The 25,442-nt window shown below is 43.4% G+C and carries 22 protein-coding genes and 1 riboswitch; of the genes, 16 read left to right on the top strand and 6 right to left on the bottom strand.

All coding sequences use genetic code 11. The annotated features are described in order from the left end of the window. Positions 1-27 precede the first annotated feature (27 nt). From RCG24_RS06485 to RCG24_RS06475, 3 genes are all read right to left on the bottom strand, one after another. A complete protein-coding gene (locus RCG24_RS06485) occupies positions 28-192 on the bottom strand; it encodes a hypothetical protein (RefSeq protein WP_202654199.1) in 165 nt (54 codons plus the stop codon). Positions 193-822: 630 nt separating this feature from the next. After that, complete coding sequence (locus RCG24_RS06480) at positions 823-2,088, bottom strand: MFS transporter (RefSeq protein WP_374049153.1); 1,266 nt, start codon at positions 2,086-2,088, stop codon at positions 823-825. A gap of 150 nt (positions 2,089-2,238) precedes the next feature. Then, positions 2,239-3,546 carry an alkaline phosphatase family protein gene (locus RCG24_RS06475; protein WP_308078674.1) on the bottom strand — a complete coding sequence of 436 codons (1,308 nt, stop codon included), beginning with the start codon at positions 3,544-3,546 and terminating at the stop codon, positions 2,239-2,241. A gap of 265 nt (positions 3,547-3,811) precedes the next feature. Between RCG24_RS06475 and RCG24_RS06470 the strand changes: the two genes are divergently transcribed. Both RCG24_RS06470 and RCG24_RS06465 read left to right on the top strand, forming a co-directional pair. Further along, positions 3,812-4,309 carry a flavodoxin domain-containing protein gene (locus RCG24_RS06470; RefSeq protein WP_308078673.1) on the top strand — a complete coding sequence of 166 codons (498 nt, stop codon included), beginning with the start codon at positions 3,812-3,814 and terminating at the stop codon, positions 4,307-4,309. Between the two features lie 187 nt (positions 4,310-4,496). Beyond that, a complete protein-coding gene (locus tag RCG24_RS06465; RefSeq protein ID WP_308078672.1) occupies positions 4,497-5,543 on the top strand; it encodes an ATP-grasp domain-containing protein in 1,047 nt (348 codons plus the stop codon). Positions 5,544-5,777: 234 nt separating this feature from the next. Here RCG24_RS06465 and RCG24_RS06460 read toward each other — a convergent pair whose 3' ends face one another. Continuing rightward, positions 5,778-6,848 (bottom strand): putative glycoside hydrolase, encoded by a 1,071-nt coding sequence (locus RCG24_RS06460; protein WP_308078671.1) that lies wholly within the window; start codon positions 6,846-6,848, stop codon positions 5,778-5,780. A gap of 213 nt (positions 6,849-7,061) precedes the next feature. Here RCG24_RS06460 and RCG24_RS06455 point away from each other — a divergent pair, with 213 nt between their 5' ends. The 11 genes from RCG24_RS06455 (at position 7,062) to tenA (ending at position 19,759) form a co-directional block, all read left to right on the top strand. Continuing rightward, complete coding sequence (locus RCG24_RS06455) at positions 7,062-8,573, top strand: helix-turn-helix domain-containing protein (protein WP_308078670.1); 1,512 nt, start codon at positions 7,062-7,064, stop codon at positions 8,571-8,573. Positions 8,574-8,761: 188 nt separating this feature from the next. Beyond that, positions 8,762-10,435 carry a urocanate hydratase gene (gene hutU / locus RCG24_RS06450; protein ID WP_308078669.1) on the top strand — a complete coding sequence of 558 codons (1,674 nt, stop codon included), beginning with the start codon at positions 8,762-8,764 and terminating at the stop codon, positions 10,433-10,435. A 248-nt stretch (positions 10,436-10,683) separates the two neighbouring features. After that, on the top strand, positions 10,684-11,976 hold the full coding sequence (gene hutI / locus RCG24_RS06445) for an imidazolonepropionase (protein ID WP_308078668.1): 1,293 nt from the start codon (positions 10,684-10,686) through the stop codon (positions 11,974-11,976). Next, complete coding sequence (locus tag RCG24_RS06440) at positions 11,957-12,949, top strand: agmatinase family protein (RefSeq protein WP_374049152.1); 993 nt, start codon at positions 11,957-11,959, stop codon at positions 12,947-12,949. Before hutI ends, RCG24_RS06440 begins: the two co-directional genes overlap by 20 nt. A gap of 292 nt (positions 12,950-13,241) precedes the next feature. Continuing rightward, positions 13,242-14,369 carry a serine/threonine-protein kinase gene (locus RCG24_RS06435; protein WP_308078666.1) on the top strand — a complete coding sequence of 376 codons (1,128 nt, stop codon included), beginning with the start codon at positions 13,242-13,244 and terminating at the stop codon, positions 14,367-14,369. 35 nt (positions 14,370-14,404) lie between these two features. Then, positions 14,405-15,538 carry a glycosyltransferase family 4 protein gene (locus RCG24_RS06430; protein ID WP_374049129.1) on the top strand — a complete coding sequence of 378 codons (1,134 nt, stop codon included), beginning with the start codon at positions 14,405-14,407 and terminating at the stop codon, positions 15,536-15,538. Then, entirely contained in the window at positions 15,535-16,326 is a 792-nt protein-coding gene (locus tag RCG24_RS06425; RefSeq protein ID WP_308078665.1) for a HipA family kinase, read from the top strand. Before RCG24_RS06430 ends, RCG24_RS06425 begins: the two co-directional genes overlap by 4 nt. Before the next feature lie 298 nt (positions 16,327-16,624). Continuing rightward, a riboswitch (TPP riboswitch) is annotated at positions 16,625-16,734 on the top strand. 75 nt (positions 16,735-16,809) lie between these two features. Further along, positions 16,810-17,625 (top strand): hydroxyethylthiazole kinase, encoded by an 816-nt coding sequence (thiM, locus tag RCG24_RS06420; RefSeq protein ID WP_308078664.1) that lies wholly within the window; start codon positions 16,810-16,812, stop codon positions 17,623-17,625. Between the two features lie 30 nt (positions 17,626-17,655). Further along, positions 17,656-18,453: a bifunctional hydroxymethylpyrimidine kinase/phosphomethylpyrimidine kinase gene (gene thiD, locus RCG24_RS06415; protein WP_308079127.1), complete on the top strand. Its 798-nt coding sequence runs from the start codon at positions 17,656-17,658 to the stop codon at positions 18,451-18,453. After that, the gene (gene thiE / locus RCG24_RS06410; RefSeq protein ID WP_308078663.1) at positions 18,450-19,091 is read left to right on the top strand and encodes a thiamine phosphate synthase; all 642 of its coding nucleotides are present in this window, start codon (positions 18,450-18,452) and stop codon (positions 19,089-19,091) included. Before thiD ends, thiE begins: the two co-directional genes overlap by 4 nt. Continuing rightward, positions 19,088-19,759 carry a thiaminase II gene (gene tenA / locus RCG24_RS06405; protein WP_308078662.1) on the top strand — a complete coding sequence of 224 codons (672 nt, stop codon included), beginning with the start codon at positions 19,088-19,090 and terminating at the stop codon, positions 19,757-19,759. Before thiE ends, tenA begins: the two co-directional genes overlap by 4 nt. A gap of 71 nt (positions 19,760-19,830) precedes the next feature. On the opposite strand, the gene RCG24_RS06400 is transcribed toward tenA, so the two are convergent. Beyond that, entirely contained in the window at positions 19,831-21,096 is a 1,266-nt protein-coding gene (locus RCG24_RS06400; RefSeq protein ID WP_308078661.1) for a dicarboxylate/amino acid:cation symporter, read from the bottom strand. A 216-nt stretch (positions 21,097-21,312) separates the two neighbouring features. On the opposite strand from RCG24_RS06400, the gene RCG24_RS06395 reads away from it, so the two are divergent. Both RCG24_RS06395 and dcuS read left to right on the top strand, forming a co-directional pair. Beyond that, complete coding sequence (locus RCG24_RS06395) at positions 21,313-22,008, top strand: response regulator (RefSeq protein ID WP_308078660.1); 696 nt, start codon at positions 21,313-21,315, stop codon at positions 22,006-22,008. A gap of 51 nt (positions 22,009-22,059) precedes the next feature. Then, positions 22,060-23,658: a DcuS/MalK family sensor histidine kinase gene (gene dcuS / locus RCG24_RS06390; protein ID WP_308079126.1), complete on the top strand. Its 1,599-nt coding sequence runs from the start codon at positions 22,060-22,062 to the stop codon at positions 23,656-23,658. 24 nt (positions 23,659-23,682) lie between these two features. Here the strand turns inward: dcuS and RCG24_RS06385 are convergent, their stop codons facing one another. Next, positions 23,683-24,411 carry a protein-glutamine gamma-glutamyltransferase gene (locus RCG24_RS06385; protein WP_308078659.1) on the bottom strand — a complete coding sequence of 243 codons (729 nt, stop codon included), beginning with the start codon at positions 24,409-24,411 and terminating at the stop codon, positions 23,683-23,685. Between the two features lie 225 nt (positions 24,412-24,636). Here RCG24_RS06385 and RCG24_RS06380 point away from each other — a divergent pair, with 225 nt between their 5' ends. After that, positions 24,637-25,431, top strand: a complete 795-nt coding sequence (locus RCG24_RS06380) for a hypothetical protein (RefSeq protein ID WP_308078658.1) — start codon at positions 24,637-24,639, stop codon at positions 25,429-25,431. Positions 25,432-25,442: the final 11 nt, after the last annotated feature.

The raw sequence follows: 25,442 nt of genomic DNA, 5'->3' as shown, positions 1-25,442 counted from the left end.
TGGGCCATCCATATGCTATAAAGCTTTTTATTGAACTGGTTTTTCCACTAAGAATTCAGATGTTGGAATCGTAATAATCTTTCCACCAATTTGGACATGAACGGTATCGTTAAAAATGGCTTTTACGATTCCCTTTAACGAAATGGTGGAATTAACAGTGAGATTTTTCTTAGACTCAGCTTGGTTCGCCATATTAAACCAACACCTTTCAAATAATATATGAAGATATTATAGCGGATTTAGCGCAGGGATTGCGAATAAAATGTTCCGAAAAAAAGTGATTTTTTGCTAATCAGCTATTCCCAAAAGGAACTGATTTTATACAAAGCAGGATGAAAAAAGCTCATCCACAAAATGGACCAGCTTTTTTTACAGACATTAATAGTGAAGCTTTTTCTCGATAGTGGTAACGATGCGTTGGCTGTCTAAATATTCCTGTTCCCGACGTCTTTCTACTTTCATTCTGACGTCTAGCTTTCTGCTATAATCAGCAAAAGTGACTCCGTGGGAGCTTAACATCGCTTTTTCCATATCGTTCGTGTAATGCAGCTTTAACTGATTGATAGGAATCCCTCCGCTTTTGTCATTTAACAGTTTCCATTAACATATAGAGGAATCTTAACACTTTGTGTTTATACGAACAAAGTCGAAAAAACAGGATTTTTAAGGGATAAAGGAGGAAAATTAGGAAAAACGGAAAAATATCTCCCTATTGCTTAAAATAATTTAAGATTTCGCCTTATTGGTGTGCGAGGTGGGGAGCGGAAGATCATGTTATTATCCAAAAATTAATGAAAAAAACTCACCGGTTGGGTGAGTTTTTTATCGAGAAATTGAACTTGATTGGGGGATATCTGTCGCTTTCGGCACTCGTATTAATATCACTGCGCCAATGAGGAATAAGACGATTAGGCTGAAGACGCCGTTGTTTGTATTACCGGTCATTTGTGCCATAAAACCGACTAAGAAGGGCCCCAATATCGCGGCAAATTTATAAAAAATACTATAAAAGCCGAAAAATTCGTTAGCATTTTCTTTCGGTACCAGTTTGGCAAAATAGGAGCGGCTCAAAGCCTGGATACCCCCTTGGGAGGAGGCGACAAGCATTGCCAGAATCCAGAAATCCAGCACCGTCTTCAAGAAATAGGCATACATACAAATGGCGATATAGATAAAAATACCGACCAAGAGCATTCTTTTGGCTTGAAATTTATCGGCCAGCCTGCCGTACAGAAAAGCAAATGGAGCCGCAACTACCTGGGTGACAAACAGGATGATTAATAGGCTGGTGGAGTCAATCCCTAGATCGGATCCATATGCCGTTGACATCGTGATGATCGTATTGACACCGTCGATGTAAAAGAAATAGGCCAGTAAGAAAAGAAATAATGAGCGGTACAGCTTGATTTTTTTCACCGTTTCAAACAGCTGTTTAAAGCCATTGGTAATCGGATGGGGCACTCGTTCTTTGTAATAGATTTGGTTTACATTTTTTAACATTGGAATCGTGAATAAGCCCCACCATAAGGCTGTAATCGCAAATGCCAGCTGGCTGGCAATGGAAACGGAAATTGGCAGGATTTGCTGCTGCGCTAAAATGATCAGCGCAATTCCTAAAATAAAGGGGATGGTGCTGCCGATGTACCCCATGGCGAAACCGTTTGAGGAGATCCGATTCATTCGTTCCTCCGTCGTCACGTCGACAAGAAAAGCATCATAAAAAATATTCGTTCCGCCAAAGCCGATGACGGTAAGCATATAGCATATTAACAGAATCAGCCACTGATTGCTGGGGACGACAGCCAGCATAAGCGTAAAAATAACCCCCAAGGCAAAGAAAAACGTGAAAAACCGCTTCTTAAAGCCTTTAAAATCAGCAATGCTTCCTAAAACCGGTGCACAAATGGAGATGAGCAAGGTGGCAAATGAATTGGCATAGCCCCAATAGGCGGTTGAGGTTGTAGCTGCAAGCCCGGCTTCGGTTGCGGCCGCTTTGAAATACAATGGAAATACGGCTGTGGTAATCAGGATTGAGTAGGCAGAGTTGGCCCAATCATAAAAAACCCAGCTATTTTCTTGCTTTGTCATCCGGCTCAACTTAATTCCCCCTTTTTATCTTTTTGGCTTTTGATTGGTTACTGTCGGATAAGCTGGCGTAACTGTTGGATAGGTTGGTATACCTGTCGGATCGCATCCGGCTGCTGTTTGTAAAAATCCATCATTGTTCAAACTAGTAGCTTAATAAGTTAATAATTCCTCTACCACACGTCCATCGGTTTCACCCAAGCTGACTCCCAGAAGTCTCGCAAATGTCGGTCCTTCATCCACGAGCCGGCAAAAGGGGATGGTAATGGGATTAATTCCTTTACCTGCCGCCATAAAAATAGTTCGATAGTTTTCTTTTTCCGGTGAATAGCCGTGAGTAGCCAACGTATATTTATGATCTGCTTTCACGTCCTTTGCCGTTATCGTGTTGCTGTATTCACCCTCCAGGTCCTCCAAAAAGTAATAGCCGCTTCGTGCTTCTAACATAAAAGCACAGGTGCCATCTGCACCTTTTGCAGCTGCCTGGGCGCCGGTTAAAATGCTTTCAATTCCAGAGTCCGGGTTATCAAGCAAGGAATCAAGCAGCTGTTTGACTTTAGATAGAGTTTCCGTGTCAGCCTGGTCTTTAAGATAAATATATGCGCTGCCGTCACAGCTTTTACAGAAGGCCTTCCAATTTTTCACTTTTCCGTTTGTGCCTGTGGTGATCAAGTTTTGCTGGCGAAGGAGAACATTCGGCCGAATAGCTGTATGTTCATCAAGCGCACTATGGTCACCTAATAGAATCACCGTCGAGTCTTCGTAAATTCCGCTCTCCTTTAACGCCTCAATCATTCGGCCAAGCCGGGTATCATGGCGTTGAAGTGCGGCAAGCGCTTCATTGGAGGAAAATCCATGATCATGGCGCTGTGTATCAAGGTCGGTAAAATGAACCATTAATAAATTCGGTTTTCTTGTTTTGATTGTATGAACTGTTGAAGCCAGAACGAAGTCATCCAAGTGCGGCTGCTGCAAACCTTTGCGAATCGATCCATAAAGCTGATTCAATTCCCATTGAAAACGGGGAGTACCATTCATGAGAGAGACGATGATTTGATTTTGCCACGGCCGGTTGGCGAAAATTTCCGGCATGTTGAAATCAATATTTGCTTTGGCAGTAACTGGCCACAAAAGCGCGGCAGTGGTCATCCCGGCTTTTTTAGCTTCATCGTAAAGCGTTGTTCCGCGGATACAATCCCGGTACCAATTCCAGTCCGGTGAGCTCCAGCCCGGCTGTAATAATGTATTGCTCACCACTCCGTGCCGTTTCGGATAATTACCGGTGACAATTGTGGAGTGGCATGCATACGTTACCGATGGGTAAACTGTTTCAACTTGTTCAACAAGGGCCCCGTTGGAGAGAAACTCTTGGAAGTGCGGTAAGGCTTTTAAAATAGGAAGATCTAAAGCTGAAAGACAATCAAATGAAATGATAATCAGATGCTCGGTAAGGCGCTTCATGTAAACCTCCGAAAAATGATGTCCAGTTTATTTTATTGTACTATATGAAGAAAAAATTGGAATAAGGTAATAAATAATTTTCCGATTGTTTTGAAAAAAACACAATAAACTGCTATGCGAATTTTAAATCTGATAACAAACAATGTGTGGATGAATTGTCATAATCTTGCCAATCCTTGCTTGAAGAATCGGATTGATTTCGCGATATAATGATATCGAAGGAAGACATTCTTTGCTATACCTATTCAATCATTAGGAGGGCAGGATGATGAAAACCTTAATTGTATATTGTTCATCACATGGAACAACTGAAAAAGCTGTTAGTTTAATAAGCGAGAACTTGGAAGGAGAGGTATTATCGGTTGATTTAAAACGGGATAAAATCTTTTTTGACTTGAAAGATTTTGATACCGTAATTATCGGAGGCTCCATCCACGCCGGTGAAATCCAGCGGAAAATTAAACAGTTTATTCATAAGTATCATGATGATCTTTTAGAAAAAGAGATAGCTTTATTTTTGTGTTGTATGCGTGAGGGTGAATTGGCAATTGAACAATTTAATAACGCCTATCCGCAGGAATTACGGAAGAATGCCGTGGCACTTGGTTTATTTGGCGGAGAATTCCTTGTTTCTAAAATGAATTTCTTCGAAAGACAGGTTGTTAAAAAAGTGGATGGTGTCGTCGCCGATCGGTCAAATCTGGATGTTTCCGCAATTATGGAATTTATCATAAAACTGAATTCCAGAAGGGTTTTGGTATAGAGACGAGTCTAATTTCCGTTTTAAACCGTTTCTGCAGAAGCAGGGGCGATTTTTTTTGTTTTTTAAAAGTAGTTAACATAATAAATATTATGTTGAATTGATTTTACTTATTTTTGCTATATAATATTTTGTCAGTTGGAATATACTAGCAAATAATCGGCGATTACTACATGAAAGAGGCTTTTTTATGAAGATATGGTTTAATCAATGGTTTACGACTGTTTTGCACTATATTGAAATGATTCGGAACAATGAGGATCAGCGAAAATTTAGGATTTATGGCAGTCATCCAAATCAGAATGCGTTGTATTTACAATATTGTGATGTTGCCTTTGTAGAGCCTGAGCTTAGCGGCGAGGCATATGTGGACTTTTGTCTGGAGGTATGTAAAACTCATGGAATTGAGATCATGATTCCGCGCAAGGAAAATGTCCTGATTTCTAAACGATTAGCTGATTTTGCAGCTATCGGGGTGAAGGTACTGGTTTGCCCTGATGCTGAGCTGATGCAAATGATGGATAATAAAGCGCTCACCTATCAGGAACTATTGCAGAATGAGCAGGGTCCTGTTTTCTCAATCCCTGATTTCGAAGTGGTCAATAACGTCGCTGATTTTCAAAAAGCCTATCAGATGTTAAGCGAACGAGGGCATAAGGTTTGTTTTAAACCGGTGATTGGTGAAGGGGCAAACGGCTTTCGCGTCATTCAGGATGATGTAGATTCCATCGAGCAGCTGTTTCGTCATGGTACAAGTTTCCGAATTCCTTTCAAGTATGCGTGCGAAATATTAGGGCAACAGGAGAGTTTTCCAGATTTAATGGTGTTGGAGTATTTGGATGGCCGGGAATATAGTATTGATTGTGTTGCCTCCCGCAACAACTTAATTGCAGCCATTCCAAGAATGAAAGGGGAGGGCAGGGTGCGAGAGTTAGTCGACCATCGGGAGCTGATCCAGCTTGCTTACGACTTTCATCGTATCTATCGAATCCCCTACGTGTTCAATATTCAGGTGAAATACAGTAACGGTGTACCGAAACTACTGGAAATCAACCCGCGGATGAGCGGTGGCATGCACATTAGCTGCCTTTCCGGTATTAATTTGCCATACCTGGCCATCAAAATCCTGCTGGGTGAACCAATCGACACTGCCCAGCTAAAACCTAAATTTGGCATTCGTGCCAGCCACATCGAAAAGGAAATCATATTGGAGTCAGGCACCACGAAACATGGATGAACCACCGGAACAAGCGGAAACTGTTCCGGTGGCGATGGATTGTTGGTTCTTTCCTTAGTGGTCAAGACCAGTGTCAATCCTGCCAATAACCTTTTGGCATGGATTGATTAGTGACCAGGAGTTCCTCCCAGGTGCTGATGCCGGACATTATCGGAAAGTGTCCACATGAGATGGACAGCTTACACTTTTGCTGCTTAGATATTGGTGCCTGACACCATTGCCTGTTGGTCCACTTTATTTTACGTACTGGACATTCGGGGTATAGTTGTTTTTAGCGTTCCATAATAAAAATTCATGAATTCCCTGTGAATGTAAGCCGCGGATTTGTTCTTCAATTTCGTTTTTTCCATATACCTTGTAATTCCCCTTGCCAAGCCAGGTTGCGGTAAAATCCTGGAGCCACGGCCTGGATATCGGAGGGTCAGCTAATTTTGTTAGCCTCGCTTTTTCAACCTTGGCATATTCTGACACAAGGCGGTAAGGCTCCAAGTCGGGCTTTTTTATCCCAAAAATGCTGACCCAGTGACTAGGATAAATCATCGCTGAAATGACGTCCACATGCTGTGCTATTTGCGAAAAATTTTGCCCAATTCCCGGGGCTTCTGGAATGACGGCGGCATTACCAAATACATCAACCGACATTTTGACACCGTAAGGCTTTAGCTTTTCATGGGCTGTTTTCACAAATTCGCTAACTGCTGATACACGGCTTTGATCTTTGGATTGCCTCGAATAGGTTAGGGATGCTTCAAATGTTTCAAATTTTTCCGGAAATCGGACATAATCGAACTGGATTTCCTTAAAGCCTATTTTGGCGGCTTCTTTGGCAATACCGATATTATAATCCCAAACCTGCTTCACAAAGGGATTGGTAAAAGCATCGCCTCGTCCATTTCTCCAGATCGTTCCATTAGCTGTTTTAAAAGACCACTCCGGATGGGACTTTGCCAAGACATTATCTTTAAAGACAACAATTCTCGCTATTGGATAGATATTGTGCTGGTTCAGGGTCTCGATTAGCTTTGTCGGATTTTTTATGTAGGGCCGGCTAATTCGATAGTAGGGCGAACTTTTGTCCGGTTGAAAGGTGAGTGTGCCATGATCGTCTTTAATGTCAATAACCATTGCATTTAAATCCGATTGCTTTACCAAATGAAGTAGCTGATTGAACTTTTGCCCTTGCGTATTGGCTGCTTGAACATAAATCCCTCTAATCTGGAGCTTAGATTCATAACTGCCCGCAAAAATTGGCTGATTCACTGAAAAAACAAATAGAAACATCAACAGAAAGATTACCTTCCGCATGTTAACTCCCTCCTTTACCATTTTCCTTAGCGTATACAACTGACGAAAAAACATTCTATCTGCCATTGAGATGGAACAAGCTATATTAAAATGGCATTAAAAGGGAAAATGTCCACTCCAGAAAGACAAATGTCCACGGATGGTGTCAGGCACCAAAATCTATGGTAAAGTAAATTTAGAAATTTAGATAAGAAGAGGAAGAGGGAAGTTGGGATGGATGGTAAGTGGTTGATTGCGGATCGGGATTTGAATGAGCGGGAGGGGTTGAAGTGGCTGTTGAAGTCGTCTTCGATTTCGGTGGCGAATATTTTTTTGGCGGGGGATTATCAGGAGTTTGTTGTGTTGTTTGAACGGGAATCTCCGGATGTGGTGCTGTTGGAGCTTGATATGGTGAGTAAAGATGAATGGTCTTCCTTCCGTGATTTGATGCAAATTTTCACTCCGGTTTTGTTGTTGACGAGCGCCGAAGCGACCTTTGAAAAAGCGCGTCTGGCCATTGATCTGCAGGCATTGGACCTGATGATAAAACCATTTTCCACTGCGAAGCTGAAATCCGCTTACCAGAAAGCCGCACGGGAGCTGCAGAAAAGAATCAGCCCATCAGGTATAAACAGTGTCATTTCTTATAAAGACGTTTCCTATGAAGCTTTATTTATGGAGCAATCTGCAGCTGCGGAGGATTACCAAATTGCCGCTTTTCAAACGGAGGGCAGCGAAACTTTGCCCACTTTACAAGTATTTTTATCTGAATTTCCCTTTAAAGACCTCCACGGTGTCTTTCCTTTGAGTGATATGGTTATACTCCTATTTACGGAACATTGTGCAACTGCGAAGGAGCAGTGCCAAAAGGTAATGAGACGTTGGGAGGAAGAATTTTCGGAACCACTTGCCATCGTCCTTTACACGGAACGGTCCGCAACCCTTTCATTGCATCAAAAATATTTGCAAACGAGAAAAATGCTTGAACTGACCTATTATAAGGGCTACCGCCAAGTGATGGGGTCGGACTCGATAAACGGGTGGGTTCATATCGATCCTTTTTTAACCCCGCCGGAACAGCGGGAATGGGTAGACATGCTGACAAACTTTGCCTTAAAAAAGGTGAAAAATTGGCTTTATGATGAATTCCTTTATTTAAAAGAACCTTATCCGGATCCCGGACTGGTCAGAATCAGATTAACAAGTATTCTCGCGCAGGTGAGAAGATTTATGAAGACCTATCGCCTCGACGAAGCCCCTGATTATGAGCGGGAGTACCGTTATATTTTCAGTTCGATTTTATATGATGCTGTGCTGTATCGTACGGTGCAGAATCTGATTTTATTTATCCAAAAAATCTTCCATGGGGCTGAATCCAATATTCGCCATTATCAACAAGATCCAGTGGAACGGGGGATCGCTTATATCGAGGCTAATTTTTCCAATAGCCAGCTCAGACTGGAGGATGTGGCCCATTACGTCGACCGTAATCCTTCTTACTTTAGTCATCTTTTGCTGACAAAAACTGGTTCGAGCTTTTCAGATCTGCTGACCGGAATCCGCATGAAGGAAGCCAAACGGCAGTTACTGGAGTCAAGTAAGCCAATTAAAGAAATCTCCTTGCTGACTGGTTATCAAAACGCGAATTATTTTAGCAGAATATTTAAGGAAACTGTCGGGATGTCGCCACGAGAGTTTCGCAATAAAAAAGTGGATAGGATGAGGAAAGAAATTCACTCCGTGTAAACGGAGTTTTATTTTTTTCTAAAAAAATCAAAGTTTTCTAAAGAAACTGCTATTTTATGAAAAGCAGCTGGTAAAAATATCTTTCTTAATATAAAAAAAGTATTTGTTTTCTGTTTTTTTATCCATATTTTTCAGAAAATTAGAACTCTATAATAAAGGTAAGTTAAATCTGAAAAGGAGTGGAAAAAATGGAGACCAAAACTTCACAACCAAGGACGATTAAAAATTTTAAAGGGACTGAATTACACGCAAAAGGCTGGCTTCAAGAAGCAGCTTTAAGGATGCTTTTGAACAACCTGGACCCGGAGGTTGCTGAAAGACCGGAGGATCTCGTTGTCTACGGCGGAATCGGGAAGGCAGCCCGCAACTGGGCAGCTTTTGATGCGATTGTGAAAACGCTTTTACATTTGGAAGATGATGAGACACTGCTAATTCAATCCGGTAAGCCGGTAGCTGTTTGGAAATCCCATAAAGATGCACCAAGGGTATTGCTGGCCAATTCCAACTTGGTACCGGCCTGGGCAAATTGGGAGCATTTTCATGAGCTTGACCGAAAAGGGCTGATAATGTATGGCCAAATGACTGCAGGTAGCTGGATCTATATCGGCAGCCAAGGGATTGTGCAAGGAACCTATGAGACCTTTGCCGAGCTTGCCCGCCAGGAATACGGCGGTTCGTTAAAACATACCATTACAGTAACTGCCGGCCTTGGCGGTATGGGTGGGGCGCAGCCGCTTGCAGTCACGATGAACGACGGAGTTTGTATTGCTGTTGAGGTTGATGAATGGAGAATCGACCGCCGAATCGAAACGAGATATCTCGATGTGAAAACGAAGAATTTGGATGAAGCATTGAAAATGGCACAGGAGGCAAAGACTGCTGGCAAGGCATTATCGATCGGTTTACTAGGAAACGCAGCAGAAATATTGCCGCAGATGATCGAACAGGGCTTTATTCCGGATGTACTTACGGACCAAACATCGGCTCACGATCCGTTAAATGGCTATATACCGGTTGGATTCAGCCTTGACCAAGCAGCGGAACTGCGCAAGGCTGACCCGGAAAAATATATTAGGCTTGCCAAACAAAGCATGGCCACGCATGTGAAGGCCATGCTTGAAATGCAGCAAAAAGGCGCGGTTACCTTCGATTATGGCAACAACATCCGCCAAGTAGCGAAGGATGAAGGCGTTGAAAATGCCTTTGATTTCCCCGGCTTTGTCCCGGCCTATATTCGACCGCTGTTTTGTGAAGGAAAAGGCCCGTTCCGCTGGGCGGCATTATCCGGTGATCCGGAGGATATCCGTAAAATTGACGAAGCTTTACTGCGTGAATTTAAAGACGATGAGCACCTGTGCAAATGGATTAGAATGGCTCAGGAAAAAATTGCTTTTCAAGGACTTCCGGCCCGGATTTGCTGGTTAGGCTATGGGGACCGGGCCCGTTTCGGTAAATTAATCAATGATATGGTGGCTTCTGGAGAAGTATCTGCTCCGATCGTGATCGGCCGCGATCACTTGGATGCCGGCTCCGTGTCTTCCCCAAACAGGGAAACAGAGGCTATGAAAGATGGCAGTGATGCGGTTTCTGACTGGCCGATTTTAAATGCCTTGATCAATGCCGTCGGCGGCGCCAGCTGGGTTTCGGTACACCATGGCGGCGGTGTCGGTATGGGGTATTCGCAGCACGCCGGTATGGTCATTGTGGCGGACGGAACGAAGGATGCGGAAGTGCGGCTTGAGCGCGTGCTTACAACAGACCCTGGAATGGGAGTGGTCCGCCATGCCGATGCCGGTTATGAGCTTGCGATTAAAACAGCCAAGGAAAAAGGAATTCACATGCCAATGTTGAAGCAGGATTAATAGAATATATCTGCAGATTTAGGCAATATATCTGCAGTTTCGCATGATATTTCTGCATTTTAAAAATTAATGTAGGTTCGCGGGCAATGTATCTGCAATTTTTCAAATATATCCGCAGATTTGGGCAGTATATTTGCATTTTTTCGAATATATCTGCATTTTTTAAAATGACTGCAGTTTCGCGTAATAGAGTGACAACCTATACAATTTTTCAACCGATTTGCAATTCTACTGAGAGGATGTTGGAAGTGAGTAAAGCTGTATTTATTAGAAATGCCGCGCAGCTTGTCACCTTAAAGGGGAGCTCCGATACTCCCCGCGTAAGGGCTGAAATGTCTGAGCTTGGAATGATAGAAAATGGCAGTATTTGGATTGAGGACGGAACGATCCAGGCCGCTGGTACAGATGCAAAGCTGGCCGCAAAGTATAAGCCGCGTCTTGCTGAAGCTGAAGTCATTGACGCGAGCGGTAAACTGGTGACTCCGGGACTTGTTGATCCGCATACTCATCTTGTTTTTGCCGGCAGCCGCGAAAATGAATTTAATATGCGGCTCCAGGGGGCAACCTACATGGAAATTATGAATGCTGGCGGCGGGATTCATGCCACGACAAGAGCAACAAAGGCGGCTGCTCGCGAGGAACTTTTTCACCAAAGCTATCAGCGCCTGAATCAATTTTTGCGTCATGGGGTCACAACGGTGGAGGCCAAAAGCGGTTATGGTATGGATTGGGAAACGGAGCTTAAGCAGCTGGAGGTGGCGAAACAGCTGAATGAACGGCATGTCATCGATGTCGTCCCGACGTTTATGGGGGCGCATGCGATTCCGGAAGACTATAAAGGGCGGCCGGATGAATTTGTCAAGCTGCTCGTCGAGGAGATGATTCCTAAGGTGGCAGAGCTTGGCCTTGCCGAGTTTAATGATGTTTTTTGCGAAAAAGGGGTGTTTACTCCGGAGCAATCGCGCGTCATTTTAGAAGCTGGTAAGCGCCATGGATTGATCCCTAAAATCCATGCCGATGAAATTGAACCTTATGAAGGGGCAGAACTGGCTGCGGAAGTAAGGGCGATTTCCGCGGACCATCTACTGAAGGCTTCTGAACAAGGGATGAAGGCGATGGCGGAAAAAGGGGTGGTCGGAGTGCTGCTACCGGGGACGGCTTACTTTTTAATGGCAGAGTCGGCCAATGGCCGCAAGATGATCGATTTAGGCGTACCGGTAGCCTTATCAACTGACTGTAACCCAGGCTCTTCTCCAACTGTTTCATTACCGTTTATCATGAACCTCGGCTGTTTAAAAATGGGGATGACGCCCGCAGAGGTCATCACTGCAGCCACCATCAATGCCGCTCATGCGATCAATCGCGGTCACGAAATTGGCAGCCTGGAGGTCGGCAAAAAGGGTGACGTGACGATTTTTAACGTTGAAAATTATATGAAATTGCAATATCTATATGGGGTAAATCATACCGATACGGTTGTAAAAAATGGCCAAGTGGTTGTCAGAGGGGGGCATTTGGTTGCTGAATTTTCTTTATCCTAAATTGGTTCCAGCAAGCTTCACTTGGACACGGCCGGAGAACGGTGCCCCGGTTACAAAGGTGCATGAATGGATTGAGCCGCTGTCTAGTGAATCAGCTCCGGAAAAGAGCAAGGCTGCCGACTTTGTGATCGTTGGCGTTCCGCTGTCCCGTTCCTCGATCAGCGCCTCGGGGGCATCCGAATTTCCTGATGCCTTCCGCCGTGCTTGGAAAAGCTTTACTACTTATAATCTTGATGAGGATATCGATTTGGCAGAAAGGATAGCCCTTGATGCCGGGGATGTTCCGATGCATGTCACCGACATTCGCCGCTGCCATGAGAATATTGTCACCGCAGCCGCCGTACTTTTTGATCATTTCCCTAATTCTAAAATCTGCGCGATTGGCGGCGACCACTCGATTACAGCGATGATGGTAAAAGGCTTGCAGCAGGCGAGAGCTCAGGAAAGGATTGGGATCATCCAGTTTGATACCCATTTTGACCTGCGCGATCTTTCGGATAACGGTCCCTCCAACGGAACACCGATGCGTAATTTAATTGAAAGTGGGGTGGTGAAAGGGTCGGACATGTACAACATCGGCTTACACGGTTTTTTTAATACGAAGGATTTAAAGCAGTACGCTGAAGAACAGGGTGTTCATTATATTACGCTGGGAAAAGCGAGAAAAAAAGGCATTAAGGAAACCGTTGAAGATTGCCTTGGGCATTTGGCTACAAGGGTGGATACCATTTATTTAACGGTCGACATGGATGTCCTCGACATCGCCTACGCCCCAGGGGTTCCAGCCTCAACACCGGGAGGCATGACAACAGCCGAGCTGCTCGAAGGGGTCATGGCCGCGGCAAAGCACCCAAAAGTCGGCGCGATGGACATTGTCTGCCTTGACCCACTAAAAGACACCCTTGTTCAGCCAACCGTTAAACTGGGTACCCACGTATTTTTAACGTTTGCAACTGGGGTCATGCTGCGATAATGATTGATTTTTTTAGGAGCTTTCCACACTTCGGAGAGTTCCTTTTTTTATTGCTTATTACGATTTTTTAACAATTTACTCATTTTGAATACATCATTGGCAGCAACGATTATTTTTTCAAAGTAAAATCTGGATATCTGCCTTAACCATTTTCCGAGCAATTGAATTAACTATAGTAGGCAACAGCATTGTTGATAAATACGCAGAATCATAGTGTAGCTGTATGACTGCAAATGTTGAAGCAAAAACCATAATCCGTATTCCAACATATAATGCAGAAAGGAGGAAAAAAATGGGTACCATAAATTTGGAGAAAAATATTATCGATCCAAAAATGATGGATAAATTGGTAAAAAAAATAAAAGTTAAAAATGTATTCAATGCCGATGTTGAAGTGACAAATAATTCACCTTTACAGATGATTGGGAAAGGCCGCCAGGGAGCTGTCTTTCAATATACCGATGATATTTGTGTAAAGGTCTTTGGCAACCAGGAGGATTGTGATCGGGAATATTATGCTCTTTCACTCGGCCAACATACGAACCTATTTCCGAAAGTTCATGCAAAAGGAAAACTCTATATTGCCATGGATTTTGTCAAGGGAGTGGACCTAAGGGAATACTTGCAATCCCAACCTTTAACAGAGGAGCTATCCGCAAAACTAATCCAGATGTTAATCGTGTTTAAAGAAATTGGTTATGAGCGAATAGACCACCATAAGCGGCAAATATATTTGCAGGAAGATGGGAGTTTAAAAGTCATTGATGTCGCTAGGACTGTTTGGCGTGACCGGGTATACCCTTACCCAAGGAAACTATTAAATTCTTTGGGAAATGACAATAAGGGTATTTTTCTGTCGCATGTACAAGCATTATCGCCAGAGTTATATGAGGAGTGGCTGCATTACATCCACATGGAAGAACTATCTCGCGAAATCTATCAAGTAATCCTTAATGAAGCGCTGGATGAGCAGGCGAAGGAAGAAAAAATGCAAGCATTGAAAGAGGAAAGTAATAAGCTGTTAACGCTCGGTAATGAAAAAAACTATGTTGTTTTATTGGAAGGATTAATGCATAAAGTGTTTAAGGAAGAATGGGTAAAAACCATGCTGGCACGTGGAGAAGATCCTGAAAAAGTGATCGAGAAAATTGACAAGTATTGGGATGAACGAGAATTAGCAAGTATGCGTGTGATAGAAAAATCGTCCAAAACGGAAACCAAGAAGCATAAAAAAGCAAAATTTGAAGGGTTCCCTGAAAGAAAGAGCCGTTCAGGAACAAAAACAAAAACGAAAATTATGGCCGATTCGAAATCTAATTCAAAGTCGAAGTCCACAAAAAGTTCTAAGAGCGGACAGAATATAGGGAAAAAGGCTGGCAGCGGCCGCAAACAATATATCGGTGCCAAAAAGCCAGCTTAGCAAAGACAGTTGACTGACTGAGGAGGAGTCCAATCATGAGAGGTGATAATGGAATGAAGGTGCTTGTCATCTGGCGCTTACTCACTGTTGGAGGGGTAAATGCCGGCTGGCGAAATCGTTCGATTTATTTTAAAAAACACGGCATTGAAACAGAATTCCTCTACACAACAGACCATGGAGGCCTGCACATGATGCGGGATGTTGCCAAAGTATATTTAACGAAAGATGACGAAGAAATTGTCAAAATTATCAAGAATAATGCCTATGATGCGATCATTGTAGTCGATACGAAAGCTGCTTACAAGTGGATTCGAAGAGCCAAATATAAAGGTCCTGTTTTCATCGAGGCCCGCACACCAGAATTGATCAAGCTATCTCCCCATTTAGCATCATTTAAAGGGATTGAACCACAGCTAATCATTGTCCCTTCGAACTATCAAAAAAGGCTAGTTTCGATCCTGGTTGAGGATATCCCCATCCATGTTATTTATAATGGTGTTGATACCTCTTTTTTCCGTGCCTTGTTACCGGAGGAAATTGATTATGCTAATATGCCGATTCTCCCAAGGGATAAGAAAATTGTCGGTTGGATTGGCCGGGTTGACAAACGTAAAAATTGGCCGATGCTGATCGAGGTGGCGAAAAAGATTAAAAGCGAACGGACGGATATTGAACTTTGGTTAATCGGAGGTGCTCAAAGCGTACAACGGGACGAATTTGCCGTGGTTTGGAAGGAAGAGCAGCTAGACGATATCATCAAATGGTTTCCAGTCATTCCCTATCAACAAATGCCGCATATTTATGCCAAAATCCGTCAGTCCGGTGGCTGTACTTTAGCGACAACGAAGGCGGAGTCGTTTGGTAATACGTTTATTGAATCGATGATTTGCGGGGTACCGGTGGTTGCCTCTAATATCAGGCCGATTAATGAAATCGTTGATCATGGTAAAACAGGCTTGTTATATCGTGGGCAAAATGTTGACGATGCGGTAAAGCAACTCTACAATATTATCGATCAACCGGAGCTGCATCAGCAAATGTCGCGTGCAGCCATCAAGCGGGTCGAAGAGCAGTTTGCTATTCAGGTGGTTGCCGAGCAATATATTAAGCTTTTAAAATGCAAAGTCCCAATCAAGGAAAACGGTGTTGCCGAGGGGGAAACACAATGATGAAACCTCTTGTTTACAAACGGAAATTGGAGGGGAAATCCAATGCCCACTTAATCACATTTAGTGATGGCAAAGATTATGTGGTGAAGTATTTCCAACCCGGATTTGAAAGATCGTTACCGAATGAATGGGTGGGATATTGTCTTGGAAGATACCTAGGTTTGCCCGTACCGTTTGGAAAAATCATCGAAATGCCGCAACCATTCACCAGTCAAGTACCCGAACTGGCTGAAATGTGCGATGTCCGCTTCCAATTTGCTTCTTTATATATCCCTGACTGTTTGGACGGTCACCAGGCAGCTAATATTTGCCGTATTCATAATGATCAGTCATTAGCCGGCATCATTTTATTTGATTATTGGTTGTCCAATCGGGACCGGACACGGAAGAATATACTTCTCCGCGAGGAAATGCCGCATTCCTTTAGGCTTTGGATCATTGATCAGGCTGAAGTTTTTGGCGGGTATGACTGGGTCGAGCAAGATCTTGAAGCTCTGCCGACAGACTTAATCAAAAGTGCGACACATCAATTGATGGCTCTTTTTGTAGAGGAGGAGCAGGAATTTTATCAGCAATTGGAGCTCATTCAAACGATTCCGATTTTATTAATGGAGGAGATCGTCGCTTTAATTCCTGATGAATGGGCAGTGTCAAAGGATGAAAAAAAGGCAATTGTAACTGCATTAGTGAACCGGCGCAATAAAGCGCTTCCGGAAATAACTCAAAAGTTTATTAAGAAGGTCTATCGTCCACTCCATGACAGCTTAAAAAACTCCCGAAACCACTAGGGTGTGGAGTTTTTTTGATGACAGGTGGGACGGGCTTTTTTCGCGACAAGTATAGACGGTTAGATAGGCCGCTGTCGTAAACCGGAGCATGGGGAAATTATTCCTCGGGAAAGCGCAGGATAAGACATTTCTCGAGTGCTGCTGTCGGAATCGAGCGAAATGTGTTTGGGTGGTATAGTATAAATGGAGGAGTTAAAAATTTTTTTAGCTGAACAGGAAAAGGAAGGTTAGCATTTTTAGAAGCATTTTCCTTTACATCCCGATTTACACCGGTTATGATGGATACAATCAAATACTAGTTATCTACTAGGGGTGCCCGGCATGTGGGCTGAGAGAAAACGATTGCGTTTTTAACCCTTTGGACCTGATCTGGGTAATACCAGCGTAGGAAAGTAGCTTTATGTGAAATATTTTTTCATGCTAAAAAAGCTAGGTCCACTATGGGTCTGGCTATTTTTATTTTTTCCAAAAGGAGTGATTGTCTTGGACCAACACACGGTATCAGAATTGTTGCGCAAGGTAAGGGAGGTAAATCCGCTTGTTCATAACATTACTAATGTTGTGGTAACCAATTTTACCGCCAATGGGCTGCTTGCGATGGGGGCCTCACCGGTTATGGCGTATGCCCCTGAGGAGGTTGCGGATATGGCGAAGATTGCTAGTTCACTAGTTTTAAATATCGGGACGTTAGACGGGCCGACCGTAGACTCAATGATACTAGCTGGAAAAAGTGCTGAGAAACATCATGTTCCCGTCATTTTCGATCCGGTTGGTGCTGGTGCAACCTGCTTTCGCACGGAGAGTGCCCAAAAAATCATCAACGAAGTGAAGATCTCGGTGATTAGAGGGAATGCTTCCGAAATTGCCAATGTTGTCGGAGAGAAATGGGAAATAAAAGGCGTTGATGCCGGGAGTGTGAAGGGAGACGTGGTGAATCTTGCCATCACGGCTGCGGAACGTTTAAATTGCATCGTGGCGATTACCGGCAGGGAGGATATCGTGACAGATGGAACAACTACATATGTCATTGCGAATGGGCATCCATTGTTGACAAAGGTTACTGGTGCCGGCTGTTTATTGACCTCGGTCATCGGTGCATTTGCCGGTGTGGAAATAGCTCCATTGAAAGCATCTGTTTCAGCGTTAACGTTTTACGGTGTGGCTGCCGAAAAAGCTGCTGAAAAAACAGCCAAACAAGGCCCAGGCAGTTTTCAAATTGAATTTTTAAATCAATTATCGCTCGTTTCAGACGAGGAAATCCATCAAATGAGTTCATTCAAAAAAATATTGGCGAAATAAACGAAGGAGACGATTAGTTTGAAAAAAGCAATGACGATTGCCGGCTCTGATTCCGGTGGCGGGGCGGGTATTCAAGCCGATCTAAAGACATTTCAAGAATTGGGGGTTTTTGGAACGTCTGCGCTAACCGCAGTAACAGCACAAAATACTCTTGGGGTCCATGGCGTCTATCCCATGACCGTTGAGGCTGTCGTCAGCCAAATTCAAGCCATCGGTGATGATATCGGTGCTGATGCACTGAAAACAGGAATGCTATTTAACGCCGAAATTATTGTGGCGGTGTCCGAAATGATTAAAAAATATCAATGGGAAAACATTGTCATCGACCCGGTTATGATTGCTAAAGGTGGTGCCTCATTACTGCAAACAGAGGCGACTGTTGCGCTAAAGAAATATTTATTGCCGCTTGCCAAAGTGTTAACACCAAACATTCCAGAAGCCGAGGTGCTGACCGGGATGATGATTCGAACCCGCGAACAGAAACAGAATGCGGCCAAAAGCTTATATGAACTTGGGGCCAGTCATATCATCATCAAAGGCGGTCACGATGAAGTTCCAACTGAATCTACTGATTTATTTTACAATGGGAAAGAATTTTATACGTTCACAAGGAAGCGCATCACAACAAAAAATACCCATGGTACCGGATGCACCTTTTCCGCCGCGATAACGGCTGAACTGGCGAAAGGAGCGAATGTTTATGATGCCGTAGTGACTGCGAAAGATTTTATTCAAGCCGCGATTGAAGATCAATTCGAAATTGGTCACGGACATGGCCCGACCAACCATTGGGCCTATCGAAAAAGAAAGGAAAAAGAGTACGTATGAAAAACTTGCAGGAGTTATTGAAAGTTTATTTTATTATGGGCAGTTCGAACTGTAAAAAGGCTCCTGTTGAAGTATTAACGGAAGCTATCGCCGGTGGTATTACTCTTTTTCAATTTCGTGAAAAGGGTGACGGGGCCTTAACCGGGACGGCAAAAATCAGTCTCGCCAAAGAACTGCAGCATATTTGCCGGGAGCACCACATTCCTTTTATCGTGAACGATGATATTGAGCTTGCCCTTGGGCTGGGTGCAGACGGAGTACATATTGGACAGGAGGATGAACCGGTCCATATTGTAAGGAAAAAAATCGGCCCGGGAAAAATATTGGGAGTTTCCGTGCACACTTTGGCAGAAGCCGAGGCGGCCCAACGGGAAGGAGCGGATTACTTCGGAATTGGGCCTATTTTTCCTACGGCAACGAAAAAGGACGCCAAGCCTTCGCAAGGAACAAAATTAATTGAAAAATTACGTAGGGAAGGGTTCATGATTCCGATTGTCGGGATTGGCGGAATTACCGCCGAGAATGCCGCATCAGTGATCAATGCGGGAGCGGACGGTGTTTCAGTTATTAGTGCAATTGCTCAAGCAACTTCACCACTGGAAGCAGCAAGGGGATTAGGAATGGAGGTATTGCAATGAAATTTTCACAACGACTTTTTGAAAGAGTACAGGGGATTTGGGGGAAAATACACCAGCATCCATTTGTAGCCGGGTTAGGGACGGGGGAGCTTCCTGTTGAGTCATTTATCCGTTACATGAAACAGGATTATGTTTATTTAATTGATTATTCAAAGCTATATGCACTAGGAGTGGTGAAGGCGGAAGATGAAAAAACGATGGCGACATTTGCCAAGCTTTTGGCAAATATTTTACATGGAGAAATGGATCTTCATCGCAAATATGCAGAGAGATTTGGGATAACCAGCGAAGAGTTAGAAGAGACTAAGCCGCTGCCGAACAATTTGGCCTACACAAGCTATATGCTCAAGGTTGCCCAAAACGGGTCGCTGGAAGAATTAATATCGGCGCTACTTCCATGTATGTGGAGCTATTGGGAAATTGGAAAAATGCTGGCGAAAACGTACCCGGGTTCGAGCGAACATCCATTATATGGCGATTGGGTAACCATGTACTCTTCCGATGAATTTGGCGGATTATCGCTCTGGATGATTGACATTTTAGATCGATTAGCGGATGGAAAACCGGAGCGTGAATTAGCGATTTTAGAAGAACATTTTCTGACAACATCACGGTTTGAATATATGTTTTGGGAGATGGCTTATGCGGGCGGCGAATGGCCTGTCTGAATTGTCGGTGAAATTCATTAATATAAAAAAACAGAGGTGCAATTTTCTTTCGCACCTCTGTTCCGGTATCTTTAAGCACTAATTGACACGTCTTGTTTGTCGGCTGAACCTTCAGCAACAGGATGGAATTCATTTTCCATTTTTGAAACAACCACTGTTGCGACGCCGTTTCCAATTAAGTTCGTGATTGCCCGGGCCTCGGACATGAAGCGGTCGACACCAAGCAATAAGGCAATCCCTTCAACCGGGATAACCGGGAATGCTGAAAGGGTAGCGGCAAGGGTAACGAAGCCAGAGCCTGTTACCCCGGCTGCACCTTTTGATGTCAGCATTAAAATCCCCATCAAGGTGATCTGATGCCAAATCGTGATATCGACATTGTAAGCTTGAGCGATGAACATTGCCGCCATTGAAAGGTAAATCGATGTACCATCCAAATTAAACGAATAACCTGTTGGTACGACAAGCCCGACAACCGATTTGGAACAGCCGTATTTTTCGAGCCGCTCCATCATTTTTGGTAAAGCAGATTCGGACGAAGAAGTACCGAGAACTAACAGAATTTCTTCCTTGATATAAGCAATAAATTTTAAGATATTAAAGCCGTAAAATTTTGCTACAGCTCCAAGGACAAATACGATAAATAGGAACATCGTCAAATAGACGCCGCCCATTAATTTTCCAAGCGAGACGAGCGACCCTAAACCGAAGTTTCCAATTGTAAAGGCCATCGCACCGGATGCGGCAATGGGCGAAAATTTCATAATCATATTAACAATCTTGAAAAAGACATCGGCTATTTGTTCAAATAAACGAACAAGTGGTTTTCCTTTTTCCCCGAAGGATGCAAGCGCCATTCCAAACAGAACGGAGAAGAAGAGAATCGGGAGCAGGTCACCATTTGCCATGGCTGCGAAAAAATTATCCGGGATGATCCCAAGAATAAAGTCGATCACGCCATGACTTGATTCTTTAGCAGCAGTAGTGTATTGGGAAATGTCGCCGCCTTTTGCGGCCGAAGTATTGAAGCCAGAGCCCGGTTTAATCACATTGACCACGATTAGCCCGATGGCCAAGGCAAAGGTTGTAATGATTTCAAAATAGATCAGGGCTTTACCGCCAATCCGGCCAACCTTTTTTAAATCGCCCATGCTGCCAATTCCGATGACAACGGTTAAGAATATAATCGGAGCAATGACCATTTTAATAAGCTTAATAAAGATATCGGCTAAGAATTTCAATTGTGCCCCGAACGTTGGAAATAAAAATCCGATGATAATCCCCAGAATAATCCCACAAATGACTTGCACAGTTAGATTTTTAAAATGAATCTTCATACCTTTTCCCCTTTGTTTAATATAAATATTGGTAGTAATCCCTTAGCACCATGGTATAGGAAAATTCAGAAAAGATTATATTTTGGTCATATTGTTCTTATTGTTCTTTTTGTTATAGTACAATAAATATATTAGTGAAACAGTACTGGTACACAGCGGATAAAATAGTTGTGAGAATGAACCGCATTTTATAAAATTAACTTGATTGCTAGAAGGATGGGGGAAGGCATTGTGTGTCCGGTAAAAGTGATTTTAGTAGAGGATGATCCAATGGTCAGAGAAGTCCACCGCCAATTTATTGAAAAAATAGATGGATTCACTATCATCGGAACAGCAGCTAACGGAGTGGAAGGAGAAAAATTAGTTCGTGAATTACACCCAGATCTTGCTATCATCGATTTGTACATGCCGCATTTAGGCGGGGTCGAAATGCTAAAAAAAATTCGTTCGAACTCATTATCTGTTGATGTGATTGCGATCACAGCGGCTAATGATATCGACACGATTCACCAGGTCCTGCAACAAGGGGCAATTGATTACATAATTAAACCGTTTACTTTTGATCGAATCAAAAAATCCCTGGAAAACTATAAATTATATCAAACGGTCTTCACCGAAAAGGAGACAATAAGACAGGCTGAGTTAGATGAAATAATTTTTAAGAGTGGTAGAGAAAATAATGGTGGAGAAAGTTTACCAAAAGGGTTAAATATGAATACGCTGACAAAAGTGACGCTGTTTATGTCGCAAGTGGAGCGGCCGGTATCGGCAGAAGAAGTAGCAGAGAGTATCGGAATTGCGAGAATCACCGCCCGCCGCTATCTGGACTTTTTGGAAAAGGAGGGAAAGGTAAAGCTCTATGTTCAATATGGCGGGGTAGGAAGGCCTGTCAATCGGTATGCGATCAATTAAGAATTCCTTCCTTCAGGGGGAAGAAATGTGGGACCATTAACTTTTAATAGAATGAGAAGGTATAGAATCACCTTACAAACGACGATCACATTGCTCGTATGTTTGGTGGTGATCCTGTCATTACTCGTTACTGATTTGTTAATCAGCAACTGGATTTCGGATAGAATTGAAAAAACACAGGCTGAGAAAGCAACCGATATTTCCCGGATGGTTGCGCGGTCTCCGATTGTCATTAATGGACTTCGAAATCCGCAGGCTGAAAAAGATATTCAACCCTTTGCAACCGAAATAAAACAGGCAACCCATGTTAGATTTATTGTTGTAATGGATATGAACGGAATTCGGAAATCCCATCCAAACAGCCATGAAATCGGGAAACACTTTGTTGGTGGGGATGAAGGACCGGTTTTGCAAGGCAAGGAGCATATTTCCATCGCGAAAGGAACTTTGGGGATGTCTTTGCGATCGTTTACTCCTGTGTATGACAGCAATCATAAGCAAATTGGCGCTGTTGCTGTCGGGATTTCTCTGGAACAAGTCAATAAGGCCATCGCTCAGGGACGAAAATACATATACATCGGCGTCACAGTTGGCCTCGTGGTCGGGATTCTCGGGGCGCTGTTTCTTGCCCGCAAAATTAAACAAATCTTATTTGGTTTAGAGCCGAGTCAAATTGCGAAACTATTAGAAGAACGAAGCGCCATGCTGCAATCGACACGCGAAGGAATTTTGGCGGTTGATCAGAACGGAATCATCACGCTCGTCAATACGGAAGGCAGCAGACTTTTACAAAAGGCTGGGTTCCAGGCGTCACCATTAGGGAAAAAACTCGAAGACTACATGCCTAATATCCAACTGGATGCTGTTTTGAAACAAGGTGAGTCCTTATTAGACCAGGTGCATGAACTGAAAGGAATCACCATTATTGCCAATAAAGTCCCCGTTAAAGTAAAAGATAGGATCGTCGGGGCGGTTACAACATTTCGCGAAAAGACAGAAATCAAGGAGCTGGCAGAGCAGCTAACCGGGGTAAAATTATACGCCGAGGCGTTACGGACACAGGCACATGAGTTTATGAATAAATTACATGCGATTTCCGGATTAATCCAGATGAAGGATTACGAAGCAGTAGCCAGTTATATTTCAAAAGTTGCCGATCAGCAGCAGAACGAAGTGGAATTTGTTGTCAGCCGCTTTAAAGATCCTGTTCTCGCGGGCTTCATTTTAGGCAAGTTCAGCTACGCAAGAGAAAATGACTGTGAATTTATCATTGAAGGGGAAGGCAGCGTTCCCAAACCAGGGCAGTCCGAAGTCACTCATGAGGTGATTACGATTCTGGGAAATTTAATCGATAATGCTTTGGATGCAGTGCAGGGACGGCCGGTCAAAAAAGTGATCTTAAGGTTTGATTATTACGAGGAGATTCTCGTTATCGAAGTTCACGATACAGGCGGCGGAATTTCCAAGGATATTGAAGCACAATTATTTTTAAAAGGGACTTCAACCAAGGGTTCGAATCGCGGTCACGGACTATATTTAGTTCGCCAAAGCTTGGACAAAATAAATGGTCATATTGAAGTACATTCAAAACAAGGAAGCGGGACGACCTTTATCGTGACCATCCCATATAAGAAAAGTGGAAGCGCCTAGGTCATCGTCGTACAAATTTGAGCCCTATAAAAACGCACTATATTCCGGTCTGGTAATCATATTCATGAGATAAGCTGAAGTCTTGGGATTCGGCTTTCTTTTTTTATTGAGGAAGTTAATAATCGTACTGGCATTGCGGATCCCAACTCCATGGCCATAGTATTTGTCATCGCCAAAGTAAACGACATTTTCGGCGCGCCAATGCGGCTGCTTGGGATCAAAGTCGGGATTATTAAAATGGAGAACATCACCCGGTAAATAATCATCACCATATTTCTGATGAATCGGGAGATCGTCATCAAATTGCCAGTCCATCAGGTATAGTCTTGTAAATAGATCATCAAATCTACTATGTCCAATCGAATAGAGAGTAGCGATATAGAGGACAATGGCAATCGCGGTTGAACATTCAAAGGCATACAGCTTGCCGTTTTTGAGAATATCAAGGATGGCTGTTGAAGGACGGGCATCATGTTTGAGAAGGAAGCCGCCATTACTCAGCCGGTTCCAATAAGCTTTATTGGGGAACGCATAGCGGAAGGTGGTAAACTTCGCCCCGCTATCATTTAACTGCTGCGCCGCTTTCATCGTGTTGGAGCGAAAACTGAGCTCAAAGTTTAAATGCTGGAGATTGTAATACTGGTAGACTTGATGGTAGCTAGCCATTTGCTTGACAATTGTTTTATGCTCGCTATTAGGGATGTGTTCAGAAAGGTTCTCCGGCTTCACAACCTGTTGATTGATTCTAATCATCGCAATCCTCCGGTTCACTTTTTAATAGTCCTTGTTACAAAATATGATTCACCGGGAAGTTTTATTTGTCTGGGGGCAAATTCTTTTGGAGTGGGTCCTGAAAGGAGGCACAATTCACTAATTGTTCATGAACATGATATAATGTAATCAAGTAAAAGCGGAAAGCGGAAGCGCCTCGAGGGGATAGGCGCCGGAACTGGACAATAAGAAAGGGCGGACAAAATTATGACTGTCGGGCAATCGCAAACGCAACAAATTCAGTATCTGCCGCCAAAGGGTGAATATGAAACCTTTCGGGACGAAGAGCATTTCAAAGAGAAGCTTAAAGAGTGGGGGTTACCCACGGCTAAAAAAGAATTTTGGTATAAGGAACGAAGTGTTCAGCAGTTGGTTTCCATTAAAGGATATGAAACGTACGGGAATGCCGCAGAGTTTCATACGATTATCATCGAATTTCCAGATGGAAACTTAAGCAGTATCCACCCGGCTTTTTTAAAAGAAATGCAGCAATCGGGCTTTGGCAAAGAAAGTCTGATCTCCATGGAGGCTGGGGAAAGAAAACGGGCAGACAGCAATGAAATGAATCCTAAATCACAGGAATCTGAAGGGAAAGAAAAATCAGTTTCAACTAAAGCAGAAAAACAACCGGCGCCAACAATGGAGACGAAGGTAAAAAAACCTAAACCAGCGAAGCTCCAGCTTCCGGTTGATAAAGTCCATTTTACAGCAATGGTAAAACAGTTTGCCTTAACCTACAACCCATTTAATGAAGAAAATGACGAGGTTGTCGTCCTTGAACAGGTTCAAGTTGTTGGGGAACAGCCGCTTGAACTCGGTTTAGCCTGGTGCAGCCATAGTAAAACGTTGAAGAAGTTTGCTCTTGCTCCAGGCGATCAACTCGAGTTTGACGGAAAAGTAGTGGCCAAAAAATTGGCGAAAGGAAAAGACGTCGAAGAACAATTTTTAGTGAAGGAACCGGTATTGTACAAAATTAATAATCCATCAAAAATTGTCAAGTAATAACCGGAGCA

Origin of the sequence: Neobacillus sp. OS1-32 (assembly GCF_030915425.1) — a bacterium.
GTDB lineage: Bacteria > Bacillota > Bacilli > Bacillales > Cytobacillaceae > Neobacillus > Neobacillus paridis.
Note: the sequence above shows the minus strand (reverse complement) of the source record. Positions and strands in the feature narration are given on the sequence as shown.